At 46.9% G+C, this 19514-nt stretch carries 20 protein-coding genes; 9 read left to right on the plus strand and 11 right to left on the minus strand.

Features of this window, described 5'->3' with window-relative positions:
• Window positions 1-24: 24 nt before the first annotated feature.
• Together I3248_RS08370 and I3248_RS08375 are read left to right on the plus strand one after the other, a co-directional pair.
• Window positions 25-240 carry a cold-shock protein gene (locus tag I3248_RS08370; protein ID WP_025646588.1) on the plus strand — a complete coding sequence of 72 codons (216 nt, stop codon included), beginning with the start codon at window positions 25-27 and terminating at the stop codon, window positions 238-240.
• A gap of 293 nt (window positions 241-533) precedes the next feature.
• A complete protein-coding gene (locus tag I3248_RS08375; protein ID WP_201602399.1) occupies window positions 534-1688 on the plus strand; it encodes a DEAD/DEAH box helicase in 1155 nt (384 codons plus the stop codon).
• 207 nt (window positions 1689-1895) lie between these two features.
• Here I3248_RS08375 and I3248_RS08380 read toward each other — a convergent pair whose 3' ends face one another.
• From I3248_RS08380 to ilvA, 7 genes are all read right to left on the minus strand, one after another.
• Window positions 1896-2774: a sulfite exporter TauE/SafE family protein gene (locus I3248_RS08380; RefSeq protein ID WP_238063273.1), complete on the minus strand. Its 879-nt coding sequence runs from the start codon at window positions 2772-2774 to the stop codon at window positions 1896-1898.
• A gap of 112 nt (window positions 2775-2886) precedes the next feature.
• On the minus strand, window positions 2887-3132 hold the full coding sequence (ccoS, locus tag I3248_RS08385; RefSeq protein ID WP_238063291.1) for a cbb3-type cytochrome oxidase assembly protein CcoS: 246 nt from the start codon (window positions 3130-3132) through the stop codon (window positions 2887-2889).
• A gap of 103 nt (window positions 3133-3235) precedes the next feature.
• Entirely contained in the window at window positions 3236-4006 is a 771-nt protein-coding gene (locus tag I3248_RS08390) for a YdcF family protein (RefSeq protein WP_238063274.1), read from the minus strand.
• Window positions 3996-5129, minus strand: coding sequence for a UDP-N-acetylmuramate dehydrogenase (gene murB, locus I3248_RS08395; protein WP_238063275.1), 1134 nt, complete (start codon window positions 5127-5129; stop codon window positions 3996-3998). The genes I3248_RS08390 and murB overlap by 11 nt, the downstream gene beginning before the upstream one ends.
• 97 nt (window positions 5130-5226) lie before the next feature.
• Window positions 5227-5724 carry a low molecular weight protein-tyrosine-phosphatase gene (locus I3248_RS08400; protein ID WP_238063276.1) on the minus strand — a complete coding sequence of 166 codons (498 nt, stop codon included), beginning with the start codon at window positions 5722-5724 and terminating at the stop codon, window positions 5227-5229.
• Window positions 5725-6019: 295 nt separating this feature from the next.
• Window positions 6020-6460, minus strand: a complete 441-nt coding sequence (locus I3248_RS08405; protein ID WP_201610595.1) for a S4 domain-containing protein — start codon at window positions 6458-6460, stop codon at window positions 6020-6022.
• 87 nt (window positions 6461-6547) lie between these two features.
• Window positions 6548-8101 (minus strand): threonine ammonia-lyase, biosynthetic, encoded by a 1554-nt coding sequence (gene ilvA / locus I3248_RS08410; protein ID WP_238063277.1) that lies wholly within the window; start codon window positions 8099-8101, stop codon window positions 6548-6550.
• A 256-nt stretch (window positions 8102-8357) separates the two neighbouring features.
• Here ilvA and I3248_RS08415 point away from each other — a divergent pair, with 256 nt between their 5' ends.
• The 5 genes from I3248_RS08415 (at window position 8358) to rpiA (ending at window position 12083) form a co-directional block, all read left to right on the plus strand.
• The gene (locus I3248_RS08415; protein ID WP_238063278.1) at window positions 8358-8720 is read left to right on the plus strand and encodes a metalloregulator ArsR/SmtB family transcription factor; all 363 of its coding nucleotides are present in this window, start codon (window positions 8358-8360) and stop codon (window positions 8718-8720) included.
• Window positions 8721-8763: 43 nt separating this feature from the next.
• A complete protein-coding gene (gene arsC, locus I3248_RS08420) occupies window positions 8764-9174 on the plus strand; it encodes an arsenate reductase (glutaredoxin) (protein WP_238063279.1) in 411 nt (136 codons plus the stop codon).
• The gene (gene arsH, locus I3248_RS08425) at window positions 9158-9916 is read left to right on the plus strand and encodes an arsenical resistance protein ArsH (protein WP_238063280.1); all 759 of its coding nucleotides are present in this window, start codon (window positions 9158-9160) and stop codon (window positions 9914-9916) included. The genes arsC and arsH overlap by 17 nt, the downstream gene beginning before the upstream one ends.
• A gap of 43 nt (window positions 9917-9959) precedes the next feature.
• Window positions 9960-11270 (plus strand): arsenic transporter, encoded by a 1311-nt coding sequence (locus I3248_RS08430; protein ID WP_238063281.1) that lies wholly within the window; start codon window positions 9960-9962, stop codon window positions 11268-11270.
• Window positions 11271-11423: 153 nt separating this feature from the next.
• On the plus strand, window positions 11424-12083 hold the full coding sequence (rpiA, locus tag I3248_RS08435) for a ribose-5-phosphate isomerase RpiA (protein WP_238063282.1): 660 nt from the start codon (window positions 11424-11426) through the stop codon (window positions 12081-12083).
• A 129-nt stretch (window positions 12084-12212) separates the two neighbouring features.
• On the opposite strand, the gene argF is transcribed toward rpiA, so the two are convergent.
• The 3 genes from argF to dnaB form a co-directional block, all read right to left on the minus strand.
• On the minus strand, window positions 12213-13136 hold the full coding sequence (gene argF / locus I3248_RS08440) for an ornithine carbamoyltransferase (protein ID WP_238063283.1): 924 nt from the start codon (window positions 13134-13136) through the stop codon (window positions 12213-12215).
• A gap of 182 nt (window positions 13137-13318) precedes the next feature.
• Window positions 13319-14473 carry an alanine racemase gene (gene alr / locus I3248_RS08445; RefSeq protein WP_238063284.1) on the minus strand — a complete coding sequence of 385 codons (1155 nt, stop codon included), beginning with the start codon at window positions 14471-14473 and terminating at the stop codon, window positions 13319-13321.
• 233 nt (window positions 14474-14706) lie between these two features.
• The gene (gene dnaB, locus I3248_RS08450) at window positions 14707-16107 is read right to left on the minus strand and encodes a replicative DNA helicase (protein ID WP_201558253.1); all 1401 of its coding nucleotides are present in this window, start codon (window positions 16105-16107) and stop codon (window positions 14707-14709) included.
• A gap of 323 nt (window positions 16108-16430) precedes the next feature.
• Between dnaB and pdxA the strand changes: the two genes are divergently transcribed.
• On the plus strand, window positions 16431-17543 hold the full coding sequence (gene pdxA, locus I3248_RS08455; RefSeq protein ID WP_238063285.1) for a 4-hydroxythreonine-4-phosphate dehydrogenase PdxA: 1113 nt from the start codon (window positions 16431-16433) through the stop codon (window positions 17541-17543).
• Window positions 17544-17682: 139 nt separating this feature from the next.
• Here the strand turns inward: pdxA and I3248_RS08460 are convergent, their stop codons facing one another.
• A complete protein-coding gene (locus I3248_RS08460; RefSeq protein ID WP_238063286.1) occupies window positions 17683-18558 on the minus strand; it encodes a LysR substrate-binding domain-containing protein in 876 nt (291 codons plus the stop codon).
• A gap of 122 nt (window positions 18559-18680) precedes the next feature.
• On the opposite strand from I3248_RS08460, the gene I3248_RS08465 reads away from it, so the two are divergent.
• On the plus strand, window positions 18681-19385 hold the full coding sequence (locus tag I3248_RS08465; RefSeq protein ID WP_238063287.1) for an SDR family oxidoreductase: 705 nt from the start codon (window positions 18681-18683) through the stop codon (window positions 19383-19385).
• The last annotated feature ends 129 nt before the right edge of the window (window positions 19386-19514 follow it).

The following is a 19514-nucleotide window of genomic DNA, read 5'->3' on the forward strand; positions in this document are numbered from 1 at the left end:
GCGCACTGTTTAGGAAGTTTTATTATGTCAGCTCGTGAGCAAGGTATCGTTAAGTGGTTTAATGACTCAAAAGGGTTTGGTTTCATTCAACGTGATGGCGGCGAGGACATCTTTGTCCATTTCCGCGCGATTCAAGGCGATGGTTACCGCTCTTTGAAAGATGGTGAAAAAGTGGAGTTCAGTGTGGTTGAAGGCGAAAAAGGCCTACAAGCTGAAGAAGTTAGAAAACTAGAAGAGTAGACGCTGCAGACGTTATGGCGCTTTGTCATAATATTGGTAGCAACTACGCTATACTACCGAGTCAAACCTGTCTCATTTAGCCCGTATTGTATGTATAATCATATGTACAGGTAAAATGAGCCACTAGGTTTGGCTCTTTTGCGTTTTATAGCTAGGATATTGGCTTTTGCTTTGCACTAGTACTAGCAGACGCTATCATTACTTTAAAAGTAATCGTAGTGAAAGTAGTGTTAGTGCTGATCAGCATGGGCTGTAGGCGTATTAATAGACGCTTCACCTATAAGGATGATTTTTTGAGTAATTTTACCACTTTTAGTGACTTACCACTATCAGCGCCGACATTACGCGCTATTCAAGATTTGGGCTTCACTGAGCTCACCGCTATTCAAGCGCAAATATTGCCGCATACTTTAGCGCATCAAGACGCTATTGGACAGGCACAAACTGGTACCGGTAAGACCGCGACGTTTTTGATTACGATTATAGAGGCGCTACTGAAGCGACCTTTTGATAATGGCGAGGCGCGCTATCTAGGGGAGCCGCGGGCGGTAGTGATGGCGCCAACGCGGGAGCTTGCGCAGCAGATATTTGATGATTGTGTGGAGCTGACCAAATACACTGACTTGCATAGCGTTTGTATTATGGGCGGGACGAGCTATGATACTCAGCAGCATGAGCTTGAACGTAAATATATTGATATATTGATCGCCACTCCTGGACGTCTAATTGATCTGATGCATAAAGGGATGGTCTATTTAGATCGGGTAGAGGTATTGGTGCTCGATGAAGCAGATCGTATGCTCGATATGGGCTTCATCCCTGATATTAAGCGTCTAGTTGGCCGGATGCCAGCTAATAGTGATCGACAAAGCTTATTGTTTTCAGCGACTTTTAATCAAGATGTGATGAATCTAGCCTATCGCTGGCTACATGAGCCGCAGTTTGTCGAGATTGAGCCTGAGCACAAAACTAGCGAGCTGGTCGAGCAGCATTTCTATCTCTTGACTGAAGAGCAAAAGCTAGCTGCTTTGCAGCGTATCATTGCAGACAATAGTGTCGATAAAGTGATAGTCTTTGCTAATCGTAAAGATCAGGTAAAACGCCTTTATCATAAGCTGCGTCAAACACATAAAACCGTTATGCTATCGGGTGATGTCATTCAACAAAAGCGTGAGAAGTACTTGCAGCGCTTCAAAGACGGGAATGCGTCTGTGTTGGTCGCAACCGATGTAGCAGGACGCGGCATTCATGTTGACGATATCAGCCATGTGGTCAACTATACTTTGCCCGATCAGCCAGATGATTATGTGCATCGTATTGGCCGTACCGGGCGCGCTGGACAAACAGGAATTAGTATCAGCTTTGTGAGCGAAGACGATGCTTTTAACTTGCCAGCCTTAGAGAAGCATTTGGATACTAAGTTTAGTCTTGAGCAGTGGCAAGAGTAGGGCGATATGTATCGTCTAGACTCGGGCGCGCCCTTATTTTTAACCCAATTAGATGACTAGCAATTAAATTAAGGACACGCCCTAATACAAAAAGCCCTTAATCTCAGTAGTGAGGTTAAGGGCTTTTGGCTAAAGTGTCTTAGTAAAATAAGATTATTTCGAAATAAAGACGAGCCTTAGCTGTCGATAATTTTATATGTATGATGTCTACGAAGACGGCTCGTGGTGTGTATGATGACTCATGGCATCATCACTCATATCATGCATACTATGATCGACTGTGCTATCCATCGCAGGCGTCATGTCATGATCCATCTGGCTCATATCATGATGGGCTGTGCTGTCTGCATCAGACATCATCGCTGAGTGACTGCCATGATCCATTTGCCCATGGCCACCGCCGTGTCCACCGTGCATATTTGCCATGACCATAGGGATGGCAACGACAGCCAAGCCAGATAGCACCATAATAGCGCCATTGAGTTGTCTTAGATGAAAGCGGCCAATTTTTTCACGTAACCAGCCGACCGTCTCATGGGTGGCGACCAGCATCGGCACCGTGCCAAGACCAAAAACAAACATCAAGGCGGCACCGCTGAGCGGATCATGAGCGACCACCGCGATGAGGAGGGCACCGTACACCAAGCCGCAAGGTAAGAATCCCCATAATAGACCTGCTGCTAAGGCGCGCGGATAAGTATTGAGCGGAAATACCTTTTGGCGTATCGGGCTTAAGAACTGCCAAAAGCGCATACCAAAGCGCTCAAGCTTATTCAAAAAAGGCGCGCCAAGCATGGTCACACCCACAAAGACCAACACTGCGCCCAGTAAAATACGTGGCAAGCTATTGCCTTTCATGAGTGGCTCTAACACCGTCGTACCGATAAATCCTGCCAGCAGACCTAACAGTGCATAACTGCTCAGACGGCCAAAATGATAAGTAAAGACAAGAGCGCGGCGCTTGGCTGGGCTAATATCTTTCATCGACAGTCCAAAAGCAGTCACCAGTCCGCCGCACATACCTAAGCAGTGCGGAGAACCAAAAAATCCCATTAGTAATGCCGCAACAAGTAACGCTGTGGTCATAGGGTAACTCCTAAAAATAGTAAAAAGTTGGTCTAATGATATGACACGGCTGATCGTCAAATAACACCATATCAAAGGACTACCAGCCGTGTATGACTAACGCCTTAATGGTTCAAAGTTTATCGCGCTCTTGTGGTTGCACCGATACGCTATCTGAATCATCAGTCTGCTGATGGGTAGTGGCGCGCTCATGAGTCTGCATGGTTTGGCGGCGCTCTTGACGATCCTCTAAGATAATACGCTGAGAGGCGTTATCTAAATCCTCAAATTGATTGGATTTTACCGCATAACGCACCGCCCAAATGGCGACGACAAATAGCATCAAACTCAAAGGAATCAACAAAAAGATACTGAGCATCATAAACCTCTAACGGTTAACTCTAAAAAACGTTTGTCAGCGGTTATTATACGCTTAATAAGACTCAATTAGGAGAAAGGCACAGGCAAAAAATCTGTTATCGCTACTCATTGGTTTTTTGCGCTTTGCCTCTTGGGGTTAATAGCTGCTCTGTGCTTACCTCTTTAGCGTCACGGCAGTTATTCTGCGGGCGAATGATATCGCGTAAGTAGGCGGCAATCTCATAGACTGCACGCCTTGAATGGGTCAAGTTTTGCGCCGGCTCCATCCAATCTCGCTTAACCGGCAACGGAGCATTGAGAGCAGTACTTTTAATACCATTTAGAGCAAACTGCCTGCGCGCACGCGGCATGTGATAACGATCAGTGATTAAATAAACATGATGCAAAGGCACACGTTTCGCGGTAAAACGTGCGTTTTCGCAAGTATTCATACTGGCATTTTCGCTAATCAAACCATCGATATCATGCTCAAGTAGCCATTGGCCAAGCCAAGGGGCTTCTGCGCCGCTAAGCACGATGGGTAAGGGCAGATCATGATACGCAGCTGCCGCGGTCTGTGCCCGGTTCAGGCTGTAGCTATTAAGAACAATTTGATTATTATTATCATTAGTCAAGCCGCCGCCTAGTACCACATAAGCGGTTGGCGGCGAGCTTATGGCCGATGAGGCGGCATTGGGGAGAGGCAGGCGCGTCAGCACGTAGACCACGGCTTGCGAAAATAGCGGCGTAAATAAGCTAATGAGTACTAAGACAACAGCAGTAGAACCCACTAAAAAGGTGATATTAATAATACGAAACACTTTGACCATACGCTCAGCTGCGCGCAGATAATAACGCCATAAACGTTTTGACAATGGTCGTTTAGTCGGCATGGCCACTTTGTCCAATACTAGCGTTAGTATTGACCCAAATAGGTTCGCGGGTTAAAGCGACTTTGAACTTATCATAGACTTGGCTACCAATAAACTCTTGGGATTTTGCGACATCTATTTGCCTCGCTTGGTAGGGCTGGTGATTGGTTAAGACTAAAGCTTGCCGCTGATGAGTGAGAATAGGCGCAATGCCGCCGCCTTTTAGCCCAGCATGCTCGATCAGCCAACCGGCAGCTACTTTGACCTTTTGCTCTGGCATCGGGTAGCCAACGATATCAGGATATCGGCTTTGCAAATCGTCGAACTGATCTTGATCGATGATCGGGTTTTGAAAGAAGCTGCCGCAATTGGGCAGCTGCTTAGGATCTGGGATTTTTTGTTGACGAATATGGATAATGGCCTGCATCACATCGCTAGGCGCAGGTTGAGACCGGTTATGCTGCTCAGCATAGCGCTGTGCTACCAATTTCACATCACCATAATTAACAGCTACTCGCGCCGGATCGGTATGCAAACGCAGGCTCACTCGGCTGATGAGCCAAGTATTGGGGCTGCGTTTAAACAGGCTGTCACGGTAGCCAAACTGACAGTCGCCAATGGACAAGTCATGCCAAGTTTGCGTAGGCAAATGATAAGCTCGCACTGATTGTAAGTAGTCTTCTAATTGTACCCCGTAAGCGCCGATATTTTGGACCGGAGCGGCGCCGGTTAAGCCTGGAATAAGGGCTAAATTCTCTAAGCCGTACCAGCCTTGAGCGACGGTATAAGTAACCAGGTCATGCCAGTTTTCTCCTGCCATCACTTCGATATCGACATATTCTGCGGTCTGATTGGTGACCTCAATACCGCGCATAAAGGGACGTAGCACAATAGCGTGCAGCTGCGCGGGGAGTAAGACGTTACTACCGCCTGACAGAACAAATAAAGGTAGCTGACCGTCATCTCGTTTATTAAATTCCGCCATAAACGCATCTAGCTGAGACTCTTCAGTGATAGTCACCGCTTTGTCCGCTACGCAAGCTAGCGCCATAGTATTAGCATGTGACAAATCGTGTGCTAGATTATGGGAGAAGCTTAAGTCATTCGCACTAACGCTTGAGCGAGGTGGTAAAACTGAGGCCATAAATAGTCCTATGCGACTAATAAAGAATGATCTAAAAGTAAATGCGAAAAATCTTCAGTAAACCAAACAATCAAGGGAGGAATATTATATAAGCCCCTTAATTCGTCTTCCAGCTCTCAATCCAAGCTTGCGTACTCGATTCAATACGTTCGATAACGTCCTCGAACGCTTCGCTTTCGCCTTGATAAGGATCAGGCACATCATCACCGCCATAAGTAGGATCTTCTTCACTAAACAAAGCCAGTTTTGCTAAGCTCTCTTCAGGCTCATCTATCCCGTCCTTTATCGCCTGCAAATCCGCTAGATTTTGAGTGTCCATAGCCAAAATTAAGTCAAAACTCCGAAAATCATCGGCAATCACTTGCCGAGCCACTAATTTACTAATGTTATAGCCGTTGAGTTTGGCATGACGCTGCGCGCGCGTATCAGGAGCGTGACCAATATGCCAATCGCCGGTTCCGGCTGAGTCTATCTTGATATCTAGACCAGCTATAGCAGCCTGTTGACGAAAAATCTCTTCAGCGGTAGGCGAGCGGCAAATATTACCCAAACAAACCAAGAGTACAGACGAGGGGGCAGAGGCTTTAATTGGCATAAAATAACCTTTTTTATCAGCATATTGATTATGTATTGACTCTATAGCGCGCAAGCTCCCCTAAAAAGAGCAGCTGGCGTCTACTTTCAATATAAAACGAATTATGGAATAGTGCTATGACTGAGCAACAATGTGTTTAAGTAAAAACGTAACGATCAATCGCATTGTTATAAAATAGCCACTAGCGTAACGATAAATGATGACAAAGGCAAGAAGAGCGAAGAGATAAACGCTAGTAATAATAAGGGCTGTAGTGCTAAAGTATCAGTGGTTACAGACGTTATTAAAAGCTGATTTAGTCTTGTTTGTCTTTAAACCGCTGCAACTCTCGGCGCTGCTTTTTATTAGGCTTATTATCAGGACGCGCTAAATTGGCCAGTTTACGCTGCTCAGCATAATAGGCGCGGCGCTCAGTGCTTTCATCCGTCTCTGAATAGAGCAGTTGCGCAGCAGAGGCGTTACCGCGCTGGGCGCTTAGGGCTTCAACGATGACCGTTTTTTCAGTCATTGCTGTCGCGGATCCCTGCCGAATCTGTAGCTCATCACCAACGGCAATCTCTTTGCTGGTTTTGACTCGGCTACCAGCATAATGCACACGTCCGCTCTCAATCGCTTCTTTGGCGAGCGTACGTGTCCGATAAAAGCGCGCCGCCCATAGCCATTTATCAATACGCATACGTACCGCTTCAGGTTGGCTATGGCTAGGCCGGTTATGGTTTTTGTTATGTTTACGCATCAAAACCTCATTAATATCAATAAACTATGATAGTAAATGGTGTTTTTTTTATAAATTAAAAGAGCGCTCGGTCTCTTATAAAAACCGCTATTTTAAAAACAGCTGATAAGCGACATTATCATTGAGCATAGTACAGTCATAGCCGATATCAAGTAGCGCATCTTGCAATTGACGCGAGTTGCTCATCGAGGCTTGTAGGCCAACCAACACGCGACCTTCAGCGGCGCCATGATTGCGATAATGGAACAAGGTGATATTAAAATCATCGCCAAGTTTTTCTAAGAAAGTCAGCAACGCGCCAGGACGCTCGGGAAAGACCACTTTTAGTAGCTGCTCGTTTTCGACATGAGCATGGCCACCGATAAGATGGCGGATGTGTGATTTGGCGATGTCGTCGTCGGTCAAATCGTGAGCGGTATAGCCATCATCTGCCAGCTGTTTGCTGATGGTGTGTCGCTCTTTTTCGCCCTCTTTTAGGGCGATACCGACGAAGATTGAGGCAGGCTCCATCGAGTCTGGTGATTTTTGACTATCGGCGCGGTAGTTAAACTCAGTAATGTTACGTCCATGTAGGCTACGGCAGAAGTTTAAGAAAGCGCCAGTCTGCTCAGGAATGGTCACACCAAAGATGGCTTCTTTTTTCTCACCGATTTCGGTGCGCTCAGCGATATAACGCAGGCGGTCAAAGTTCATGTTAGCGCCGCAGATGATGCCGACGCAGTTTTTGCCTTGCAAATCGTGCGTTTTGATATATTTTTTCATACCAGCGACCGATAGAGCACCGGCTGGCTCAACGATACTGCGGTTTTCTTCAAAGACATCTTTGACTGCTGCGCAGACTTCATCGTTAGTACAAGTCACCACTTCTGGTTCGACGATAGGCCCGGAGCCATCGCTTTTTTGCGTGCGCACCACATCAAAAGGCAGCTCACCGATTTGCGCCACAGCCACACCATCGACAAACAGACCGACTTGCTCAAGCTTAACGCGCTCATTGGCTTCAAGGGCAGCTTTAAGCGAGGCTGATTGTTCCGCTTCTACAGCGATGACTTTGACATGCGGCGCAACTTCGCCTAAAAATGCGGCAACCCCTGAGACTAAGCCGCCGCCGCCAACCGCCACAAACACATAATCCATGTTGCGCCACTGCTGGGTGAGCTCAAGCCCGATGGTGCCTTGACCGGCAATCACCAGCTCATCATCATAAGGCGGGATAAAGGTCAGGCCCTCAGTCTTGGCGCGGTTGATCGCATAGCGGTTGGCCTCGTCGAAGCTGTCACCATGTAAGTCGACATTGCCCCCAAGTGCTCTCACCGCATTGACTTTAATGTCTGGCGTAGTGGTGGGCATGACAATGATGTTGTTAAGATTAAGTGTTTTCGCAGAGTAAGCCACGCCTTGCGCGTGGTTGCCTGCTGATGCACAAATCACGCCGCGCGCTTTTTGCTCATCGGACAGCTGGCTAATGCGATTATAAGCGCCGCGCAATTTAAAGGATTTGACAGGCTGCAGGTCTTCGCGCTTAAAGCGAATATCATTAGCAAAACGTTGGGTCAGCTTGGGAGCTGCTTCTAGTGGCGTTTGAATAGCAACGTCATAGACGGTGGCTTGCAAGATGGCTCGTACCCAGTGTGATAGCATAATGACCCCTAAAAATTGTCGATAAAAAGTATAGATAACAATAAAAACGAAATAGATTAGCCTATGCTGATTTTACCTATCTTGCAAGACACAATTGCAGTTTTGTGGTGATTTCATACTGAACTGGGCAGGAGTGAGTGTTTGGCGGTTAAAAGGTAGTCAGCTTGTTTGGGTATCTGATAGAACAGGGCGGTAATCTGACTGGGTATAAACGAAACTTATTGCATTATTCTGATATGTCTGTATTATCGGACATATGGAAATAACTAACGCTATTGCAAGCTTCGCTGCACTGTCTCAAGACACGCGTCTAAAAGCCTTTAAACTACTGGTCAGTCAAGAGCCTGACGGCCTACCTGCGGGTGAAATAGCCCGTCAGCTGTCGGTACCGCATAACACCATGTCCGCGCATTTAGCCGTGCTGGCACGAGCAGGGTGGGTGGTGTCAAAACGCCAAAGTCGGCAAATTATCTATCGCGCGTCGTTGTCGCATATGGAGGCGGTCGTGCAGTTTTTATTGCAAGACTGCTGCGCAGGGCATCCAGAGCTGTGTGCTTCGCTCATAGATAGCTTAAGCGGCTGTGAGGCTGCCAAATCTGATAAAAAAGACAGTCTGTAAAGCACACCCTAATAACTAGATTCAAAAAATAGGTGAAATCGCTATGAAACCCTTGATTTTTCACAACCCCAACTGCGGTACCTCTCGCAATACCCTTGCCATCATAAAGGCATCAGGTGAGCAGCCAGAAGTGGTGGAGTATCTAAAAAACCCGCCGACTCGTGACGAGTTGGTTGACCTATTGGCAAAGATGGATATCTCGCCAAGAGAGTTATTACGTAGCAAAGAAGCTATCAATGATGAGCTGGGCTTAGACAATCCTGAGCTATCTGATGACCATATTATCGATACGATGATCGCGCACCCTATCTTAATCAATCGTCCTATCGTGGTCACGGATAAGGGCGCAGCGTTATGCCGACCTTCAGAGCGGGTGTTTGCATTGTTAGAAAATCCAGTGAGCAGCTTTACTAAAGAAGACGGCGAGACGATTTATCATGACAATAGCCAATAATAATCAGCCTCACGCAGAGGGGTCGTTAAAGCTAGATGACCTGCCTAATATTGATGCCAGTCAATTACAACCGATTGATACTGAGTCATTGATTGCACCAAATGACCCACGTCATCCACCTAAAATACTCGTCCTATACGGGTCATTACGTGAGCGCTCATTTTCTCGGTTAGCGGCTGAGGAGGCAAGTCGGCTGCTGCGTTGGTATGGGTGCGAGGTGCGGATGTTCAATCCATCGGGTCTACCGCTACCAGATGATGCTGACAGCAATCACCCAAAGGTGCAAGAGCTGCGCGAGCTGGCGCAGTGGTCAGAGGGCATGCTGTGGGTGAGTCCAGAGCGTCACGGCAGCATCACCAGCATTATGAAAGCACAAATCGATTGGATACCGCTTGCACTGGGCGGCGTACGCCCCACTCAAGGCAAAACCTTGGCAATAATGCAAGTAAGCGGTGGCAGTCAAAGCTTTAATACCGTCAATCAGCTGCGTATTCTGGGGCGCTGGATGCGCATGATTACTATCCCCAATCAATCCTCGATTCCAAAGGCCTTTTTAGAGTTTAATGATGACAATCGCATGGATATGTCACCTTTATATCTACGCCTCGTGGATGTCTGTGAGGAGCTGGTGAAGTTTACGTGGCTCACTCGTGGACGCTCAGCTTATCTGACTGATCGCTATTCAGAACGGGTGGAAAGTGCCGAAGCAGTGTCGCAACGTGTCAATCAAAAGTCGCTTTAATATCTCCTAGTTATAATCAACACGCTGTAAATAAGGTTGCTCCATGCTCGCATTAACTATCTTTATCGTGACTTTGGTTTTGGTGATATGGCAGCCTAAAGGCTTGGGCATTGGTTGGAGTGCGCTGGGCGGAGCCTTGGTCGCCTTGGCTTTTGGTGTGGTGCAATTGTCCGATGTCGCTGTGGTGTGGGATATCGTTTGGGATGCGACCTTTACCTTTGTGGCGCTTATCATCATCTCGCTTATCTTAGATAGGGCAGGGTTTTTTGGTTGGGCGGCGCTCCATGTGGCCAGACTGGGCAACGGGCAAGGGCGTTTGTTGTTTCCTATGATTGTGATACTGGGCGCGTTTATCTCCGCGTTTTTTGCCAATGATGGCGCGGCATTACTTCTGACACCGATCGTCATCGCCATCTTGCTACGGCTTAAGTTTTCGCCGCCATCGGCATTGGCCTTTATCATAGCGACGGGCTTTATCGCTGATACCGCAAGTTTGCCGTTAGTGACTTCCAATCTGGTCAATATCGTCAGCGCCAATTATTTTGATATTGGCTTTGGGCGTTATGCAGCGGTTATGGTGCCGGTCAATATTGTCTCTGTCATTGCGACATTAGCAGTGCTGTGGGTGGTCTATGCGCGCCAAATACCAACGCACTATTCTATTGCCAATCTGAGCGCACCTGAATCCGCTATCGAAGATCCGCTGGTGTTTAAAGCCGCTTTTCCGCTACTAGCATTGTTATTGGTTGCGTATTCTGCCACCGAGTCACTAGGTATTCCTATCTCCCTCGTCACTGGAGCAGCGGCATTGGTATTAATGGCCATCGCTGGGCGCTGGTGGCAAGGCGGGCGAGATGCCGTTGTTTCTGTCCCTGACGTCGTACGTAACGCGCCTTGGCAGATCGTCTTGTTTTCTGTGGGTATGTATTTGGTGGTGTATGGCTTGGGTAACGCAGGGCTAACGGCTTATGGTGCTCAAATACTCAATTGGTTAGGGCAGCAAGGCAATGTCATCGCCACAGTAGGCACGGGATTTCTTTCAGCGATTGTGGCCTCTATCATGAATAACATGCCATCTACCTTGGTAGGTGCACTAGCTATCGATAGCGCGCAAGTACCCGCAGCGACTCGTGAACTGATGATTTATGCCAATGTGATTGGCAATGATCTAGGGCCGAAGTTTACGCCCATTGGCAGTCTTGCGACCTTGTTATGGCTGCATGTCTTAGCAGAAAAGGGCTATAAAATCAGCTGGGGGCAGTATATGAAAATCGGCCTGCTCATTACGCCGCCAGTATTATTAGCGACGCTGTTAGCGTTAGTGTTTTGGTTACCTCATGTCTCTGGGGTTTAAAAGTCATCTATATTAGTTATCAATTCCGGGTGGAAGACCTCATTATTAGAATTGGTTTTACGCTGACATATCTAACAAGCATCAGTTATAATATGCGCGCCTTTTAACTTTTTAACTTTTAAGACGATACGTTTATTCTGTCAAGGATTTATGATGAGTGATCAGCAAGCACAAAAGCAAGCCGCAGCCCAAGCTGCTCTAAGTTATATCGAAGATGACATGATACTTGGCGTAGGAACAGGTAGTACGGTGAACTGCCTGATTGAGCTATTGCCGCAGGTCAAGCTTGCTGGTGCCGTTGCCAGCTCACAGGTGACAGAAGACAAATTGCGTGCTTTGGGTATCGAGATTGTCGATCTAAACTTTGCCGGCCAGCTTGATGTCTATATAGATGGTGCTGATGAAGTTAATGCCCATCTGCAACTCATCAAAGGCGGCGGCGGCGCCCTGACGCGTGAAAAAATCGTCGCTGCAGCGTCCAATAAATTCGTCTGTATGGTCGATGAGAGTAAGAGTGTCGATATACTAGGCCGATCGTTTCCTGTACCGATCGAAGTCTTGCCGCAAGCGCGCTCCTATGTGGCACGTCAGCTAGCACAAATGGGCGGTGAGCCAGTCTACCGTGAGGACTTTGTCACTGATTATGGCAATGTCATTCTCGATACTTATGACCTAGATGTCAGCAATCCTATAGCGCTTGAAAAAGAGCTAAATAATATTGTGGGTGTGGTTTGTAATGGTATTTTTGCCGCCAATCAAGCCGATGTTTTACTAAAAGCCAGTGGTAGTGGGGTTGAAACGATAACGCGTTAATAGGCGTCATTATTTATCGTTAAACTTTTGAAGCTTGAAACTAAGAAAAGGCAGACTACTATAAGTAATCTGCCTTTTTGCTATCTGTTTTAAAAATATGTGCTTTTAAACAAATCGATTATCCATCAGTTAAACCGATAGTTTAATCTTATCCTTGAGCAAAAACTCCATCAAGGCCTTTTGCGCATGTAAGCGGTTTTCGGCTTCGTCCCAGACCACGGAGCGCGGATCATCAAGCATGTCGTGAGAGATTTCTTCGCCGCGGTGCGCAGGCAAGCAGTGCATAAAGACAACATCTGGATCAGCTTTATCTAATAGCGATGGTGTCACTTGATAGGGTGCAAAGCGGCGCGCGCGTGTATTTTGCTCAGACTCTTGACCCATACTGGCCCAGACGTCAGTGACGATAAGGTGCGAGTCTTTTGCCGCATCTTGCACATCTTCGACTAAGCTGACGCAATGCGAGAAACGCTCCATCAGCTTAGGATCAGGCTCAAAGCCATAAGGCGCGGCCACGCGTAGCTCAAAGCCGAACTGACTCGCCGCTTGCATAAAGGAGGCGCACATATTATTACCATCGCCGACCCAAGTGACGGTCTTGTTCTCGATACTGCCGCGATGCTCATAGAAGGTTTGCATATCAGCGAGGAGCTGACAGGGGTGAAAGTCGTCCGTCAAAGCGTTGATAATCGGCACACTAGAGTACTCAGCAAAGGTTTCGACTTTTTCGTGACCAAAGGTGCGAATCATGATGATATCGACCATGCTCGAGATGACGCGGGCTGAGTCCTCTAAAGGTTCGCCGCGACCAAGCTGCGTGTCATTTGGTGATAAAAAAATCGCACTGCCGCCAAATTGTCCCATACCGGTCTCAAACGAAATACGCGTACGGGTAGAGGACTTCTCAAATATCATGCCAAGCGTCCGGCCCACAAAAGGCTGATAAATCTCACCTGCGTGTTGCATTTTACGCAGCTCGCTGGCTCGTTTGATTAAGGTTTCTAGTTCTTGTTTGCTTAAATCAGATAAAGTCAAAAAATGGCGCAAGCTCATAGCAGTCCTAGCAGTCGATCACGGTCAATTATAATGGTGGGCTATCAGCCGGTGTTGGTAGTTGTGCCTCAGCACACTGACCGCGGAGATAACAAACTTTTAGTATAGCGTAATTACCTTTAATGTAAATGCCCAATTTTTGCAGATTTCGAATAATAGACTAGGCTTAAAGATCAGACAGATTATATGGTTTGCACACGTGCAGGCCTTGCGCTTAAGCGGCAAAGAAGCTCATAACCGATAGTGCCTGCTTGGGCGGCGACGTCATCGACATGTGGCGCATTACCCCAAAGGACCACCTTACTATCTAGTGGTAATGCTTCGGGCAGAGCGCTGACATCGACAACGATCATATCCATCGCTACGCGTCCGCGCACCGGGCAAAGATAGCTTGTATAGCCTTGATCACTTTGATTGCTTTTTTCTGAGTCCTCTGTTTTACTTTTAACCAGTACGCAAACGTGCGTCTCGTCATTTACTGCGCGAGGATAGCCATCACCATAACCTATGCTGACGAGTGCCGTTCTAGTGGGCTTATCCGCAATCCAGCGACTGCCATAACCAATAGCCTCACCTGTATTGACCGTAGATAACGCCATAATTTGAGCGCTAAATTCCATCGCCGGTTTTAAATTTAACTCGGACGCTGACTTATCAATGACGGGCGAGCTACCATAGAGCATGATACCGGGGCGTACCCAATCATAGTGGTGTTCAGGGAAGTTCACGAGTCCTGCTGAATTACATAGCGAACCTTGGACATCTTCGCTAACAGTCTTTTTTAATAGCGCTAGCATCTCATCAAAGCGCTGAATCTGTAGCGCATTTAACGGATGTTTGCGATCATCAGCATTGGCAAAATGCGTGGTTAAAATAAGCTGATAACCAGCTTGATGTAGCTGCTTTGCCGCTTCAATCGTCTGCTGATAATCAAAACCCAAACGGTTCATACCGGTATTATATTTAAGCCAAACTATTCGCGTCGCACTATCAGAGCTTGGGATATTCGCCAGCGCCCAATCAAGCTGCGGCTGATGATGAATCACGCAGCTGCAATCATAGTCGATAGCTTGTTGCCATTCATCCGCGCTGAATACCCCTTCGACTAAACCAATGGCTTTATCCCAGCCCAACTGCCGCGCCTCAAGCGCCTCGGTAAAGCTTGCGACCCCAACACCATCCGCTTGCTGCAAGGCTGGTAATATCATAGCGACGCCGTGACCATAGGCATTGGCCTTGACCATCGCTAGTACCTTTGATTTAGGCGCTAAGCGTTTGGCTTGCATCAAGTTGTGAGTGAGGGCAAGAGGATCGATAGTGACGGTAGCGGTACGCATAATAGATTTCTTTTAGCAAAATTTTGGCGGGTTTTAGGTTATATTCAATCGAAAATAAAATAGATACGATAGTATCATCGTGCTACTGGTACCAGTTTTTCTTTGCTTACTGTGCGCTTTGCACTGCAGAGGCTACGAAAAACCATCCTAGTAGCATCGTATCGGTTGTAAAGTGAATTGATTATATAAGTTTTAAGTGAGTTCAAAGCCGCGGAACAAGTAAATAGCAAGCATTACTCATCATCAAAAGTCGCGCCTTGATAGTATTCAGGGGTTAAGTTAGTAAAGCGGGTAAATTGTCCCTCAAAAGCTAGGCGTATCGTACCGATAGGGCCGTTACGCTGCTTACCGATGATGACTTCGCCGACGCCTTTATGGTCTGAGTTTTCATTATAGACCTCATCGCGATAGATAAACATAATCAAATCCGCATCCTGCTCAATAGCACCAGATTCACGAAGATCAGACATGATCGGGCGCTTATTAGGGCGATTCTCAAGACTGCGGTTGAGCTGCGAGAGCGCAATAACTGGACATTCAAGCTCACGGGCAAGCGCCTTTAGACTACGTGAGATCTCGGAGATCTCGCCCACACGGTTGCCATCGAGGCTAGGAACTTTCATCAGTTGCAGATAATCGACGATAACCGCGCCAATTTTACCATCATGGTTTTTGGCGATACGGCGGCAGCGTGAGCGCAGCTCGGATGGGGGTAGCGCCGTACTGTCATCGATATACAGATGCTTGGATTGTAGATGCTGTATGGCGTTCATCATCTTCGCCCATTCATCTTCATTCATCTGCCCTGAGCGCAAATGTGTCTGGTTAATCGCGCCCCAAGAAGACAGCAGACGCATAACGATAGACTCAGCGGGCATCTCCATCGAGAAGACCACAACGGGTAACTCCTCATTAAATAAGATACCTTCCGCCAGATTCATCGCAAAAGTCGTTTTACCCATAGAGGGGCGCGCCGCGACAATAACTAGATCACCTGCTTGCAAGCCTTGGGTTTTATTATTCAGCTCAGTAAAAGGCGTTTGTAGGCCTATCATGCCATCAGGGTTGGATTTGAGCTCTTGTATTTGGTCGATGACATTGGTCAGTACCGAGGTGATACCGACAGGGCCGCGCTGTTCGGCGCGTTTATTATGCTGCTCGTTAATACTAAAGATAGTCGCCTCAACGCTGTCTAAAATATCGCTGACCGACTGATCTTTGGGGTTATAAGCGAGGCTGAGCATATCGTTACTAGCAGTAATGAGTTGGCGTAGCGTCGACAGCTCGCGAACCCGCTGGGCGTAAGCGGTCAGGTTAAATAGAGTCGCTGGGCTTTGGCTCAGAATATCCGCTAGATAGCTATCGCCGCCGGCGCTCTTAAGAAGCTTTTGCGCCTCTAACCAATCATGTACCATCACCGTATCATAAGGCTCGTTCACTGCCGCCAAGTGCGCAATAGCCGCGAAAATATGCTGATGACGGCCAGCATAAAAATCGTCCTTGGTAACAATATCGGCAATCTTGTCGTACGCCTCTTCAATACTCATCAAAGAGGCCAGCAAAGCCTTTTCGATATCGATATTGTGCGGGGGCTGCTGATTGAGTAAGTCGTCGGTTTTGTCGTTATCTGCCATGAGCGCCTAATATTAAAGTAAAAACAATACAAAATGATGCAATAACTACTATAGGTTTGAAGCCAATTATTGATAAGTGAGGAGTGCCGAGACTTCTAAAACGCAAAATAAAACTCAGCGTATTGATGCTACAATTAACAGCGAAGTTTAACACATTATGCCCTTTTTTTAGCCATAATCGTTAAGTATCTTTATCTTGCTCAGTCGCTACTCACTGTTTCATTGGCTTTTGTGATTTAGGTAAGGACTAAGAGGATGTAATAAAAAAAATAATAAAATCAATGCTATAAATATAAGTGTTATAAATAAAAGGATGGTTTGATATGCAAGATCTATTAGCTAAGCGGCCCTTACTCATTACTACCGGAGAGCCTGCTGGCATAGGCATGGATGTCGTATTGATGCTTGCTGATGCTGGTAAACTGCAGGATTTCGATCGGCCCATTTGGGTCACGGCTGACCACGAGGCGATGAGCGCGCGCGCTGATAGATTGCTCAAAGCCGGCACAATAAAAAACGATCCTAAATGGCAAGTGGTCGATTGGCAAATATTAGAAGACGATTTTGATAATAATAAAGATGACAGTGAAAAAACTATAGCGTCAGAAGGCGCGCAAAATAAGCTGAATGATAGCGGCTTTACCTTAATCAATATACCTTGTCATGCTCCGGTAGTGGCAGGTCGTATTGACACCAATAATTCCGCGATGGTCGCACAGCAACTCACTCTAGCGCACAAGCTTGCCACTAGCGCACAAATCGCTGCTATCGTCACCGGACCACTGCAAAAGTCTGCGCTAATAGATGCCGATATCAAACTGCCTGATGGCACTATGTTCAGCGGTCATACTGAGTTTTTTATGCAGCAAAGTGGCTGCGACAAAGTGGTAATGATGCTGGCTAATCAAGCCATGAAAGTGGCGCTAGTGACCACTCATCTGGCGCTCAGAGATGTAGCTGATGCTATTACTTCAGATAATGTGCGGCAAACAATACAAATCGTCCTCGATGACATGAGAGAAAAGTTTGGCCTCACGCAGCCTCGTATTTTGGTGTGCGGTCTCAATCCACATGCAGGCGAGGGCGGGCATTTGGGTATGGAGGAGATTGAGATTATCAATCCCGTATTGCGTAAGTTTATCGCTGCCGGGGTTAATATCTCTGAGGCGATGCCAGCCGATACGTTATTTACGTCCAGACATTTGGCAAACTGTGATGCAGTCATCGCCATGTATCACGATCAAGGGTTGCCCGTACTCAAATCACACGGTTTTGGTGACACAGTTAATTTAACCTTAGGACTGCCTTATATTCGCACCTCTGTCGATCATGGCACCGCGCTTGACCTAGCAGGGCAAAGCGGCGCTAACGACAGCAGTCTGTATCAAGCATTAAATATGGCTAATGAGATGGCTGAGAAGTCACTTACTCATTGATATACCTATTTTGACATCAAACAAGCTCTAATATAGGTGGTTCTACTATAGCAGTCTGTTTTCAGTGGTCTGTTAATAGGTATGAGGGTTAAGTTAGCTGTTTCCCTTGGGGTATAGCCATTAAGTTATTACATACTAATCAACCAACAACTAAGTTTTCAATAAACCATTCCCATACCGCATCGACAGCAGGTCGTAATACCGATGCGCGTTTACGAATAAGGTAATAATCAGGCTCGACGGTTAGATCTAATTCACTGACTTGTAGCAAACGTCCCGCAGACAAATCCGCTTGCACGAACGCCTGACAAGCAATCGCAATCCCTTGTCCTGCCAAAGCTGCATCTAAAGCCAGCGCAGTTTGGTTGAATACTGCACCTGGCAACTTATCTGCCGTGTTAAGAAAACGTGGCCAGTTGTTGTGTGAATCATGTAGCAGTGGCATCTCTTTTAATTGCTTGAGTGACATAGGAAGCGTGATGTCAGCGACAAAATAAGGATTAGCAACGGCTACTAATTTTTGTTTGAACAATAACTGCGCATCAAATGACGTAGGAAATGGTGGACGGGTAAGCCGTACCGCTATATCTACCTGATCACGGTCGAAATCTACAATAGATTCGGTGGCGACAGTACGTAGGTCAATATCAGGAACAGCAGTTGTTAGCGCTGAAAGGTTGGGCAGTAACAGCTTAGTGGCAAATGTCGGTGTCACACTAATGGTGACCGTCCTAGGTTCTTTGAGTACTTGAGTAGTGGCCTTTTTTAAAATCTCAAACGCCCGTGTGACTTCTGCAAAGTAGATTGCGCCTTGAGCAGTCAGAGCTACACCCTTTGGCAGCCTTTGAAACAGCGCAAATCCCATGTGTTCTTCTAAGGCACGCACCTGCTGAGCGACCGCTCCTTGTGTCACAAAAAGCTCATCGGCAGCCGCACGAAAATTCAAATGACGCCCTGCTGCTTCAAATGCACGCAAGGCATTCAAAGAGGGTAAAGCGCGATAAGCGTTTGTCATAGTCATTCCTTAGACATTATATTTGACAATAGATTTTCTACAGTCTAGCATCTTTTAATATCATGCGAGATATCTGCAGCCATTAGTTATGATAGATAAATCAATCACTAATGGAGAAAATCATGACTATAGAAAAAGTTGCGCTTATTATGGCAGGTGGCTCAGGTATGGGTGCAGCGGCCGCTCGTAAGCTTGCTCAAGATGGGTATAAGGTCGCAATCTTATCGTCCTCAGGTAGAGGTGAAGCCTTAGCAAAAGAGCTTGGCGGTGTCGGTGTCACCGGTTCTAACTTAGTCGATGCTGATGTACAGCGCTTAGTTGACCTAGCAATGGAGACATGGGGCCGTATTGATGCGCTGGTAAACTCTGCCGGCCACGGCCCACGTGCGCCCATTTTAGAGATTACCGATGAAGACTGGCATCAAGGTATGGAGGTTTATTTTCTCAGTGCGGTGCGTCCGATTCGGTTAGTTACGCCGATCATGGTGGCACAAAGCGGCGGCGCTATTGTCAACATTTCTACAACTTGGGTCACAGAGCCGACAGCAACCTTCCCAACCTCGACAGCGTTTCGAGCCAGTCTGGGTGCGTTTACTAAGATTTTCTCTGATGACTATGCGTCACAAGGTGTTCGCATTAATAATGTCTTACCTGGTTGGATTGATAGCTTGCCTGAGGTCGATGAGCGCCGTGAAAATGTTCCGATGGAACGTTATGGTAAAGTTGAGGAAGTTGCTGCAACGATTGCCTTTTTGTTATCAGAGGCGGCTGGATATATTACGGGGCAGAGCATACGTGTTGATGGCGGTGTGACGCACTCTGTTTGATAAAGGTTAATGCTATATTTAGAGCCTATACAGCGCTAGTATTATTCGGTGTGATTTGAAGGTCTAACTTCATTTTTATCATCCAGCGCCGTAAAACCACGTCCTTCTAGGGCGTGGATATCAGGCGTC

It is taken from the genome of Psychrobacter sp. Ps3, assembly GCF_022129275.1.
In the GTDB taxonomy this organism is placed as follows: domain Bacteria; phylum Pseudomonadota; class Gammaproteobacteria; order Pseudomonadales; family Moraxellaceae; genus Psychrobacter; species Psychrobacter submarinus.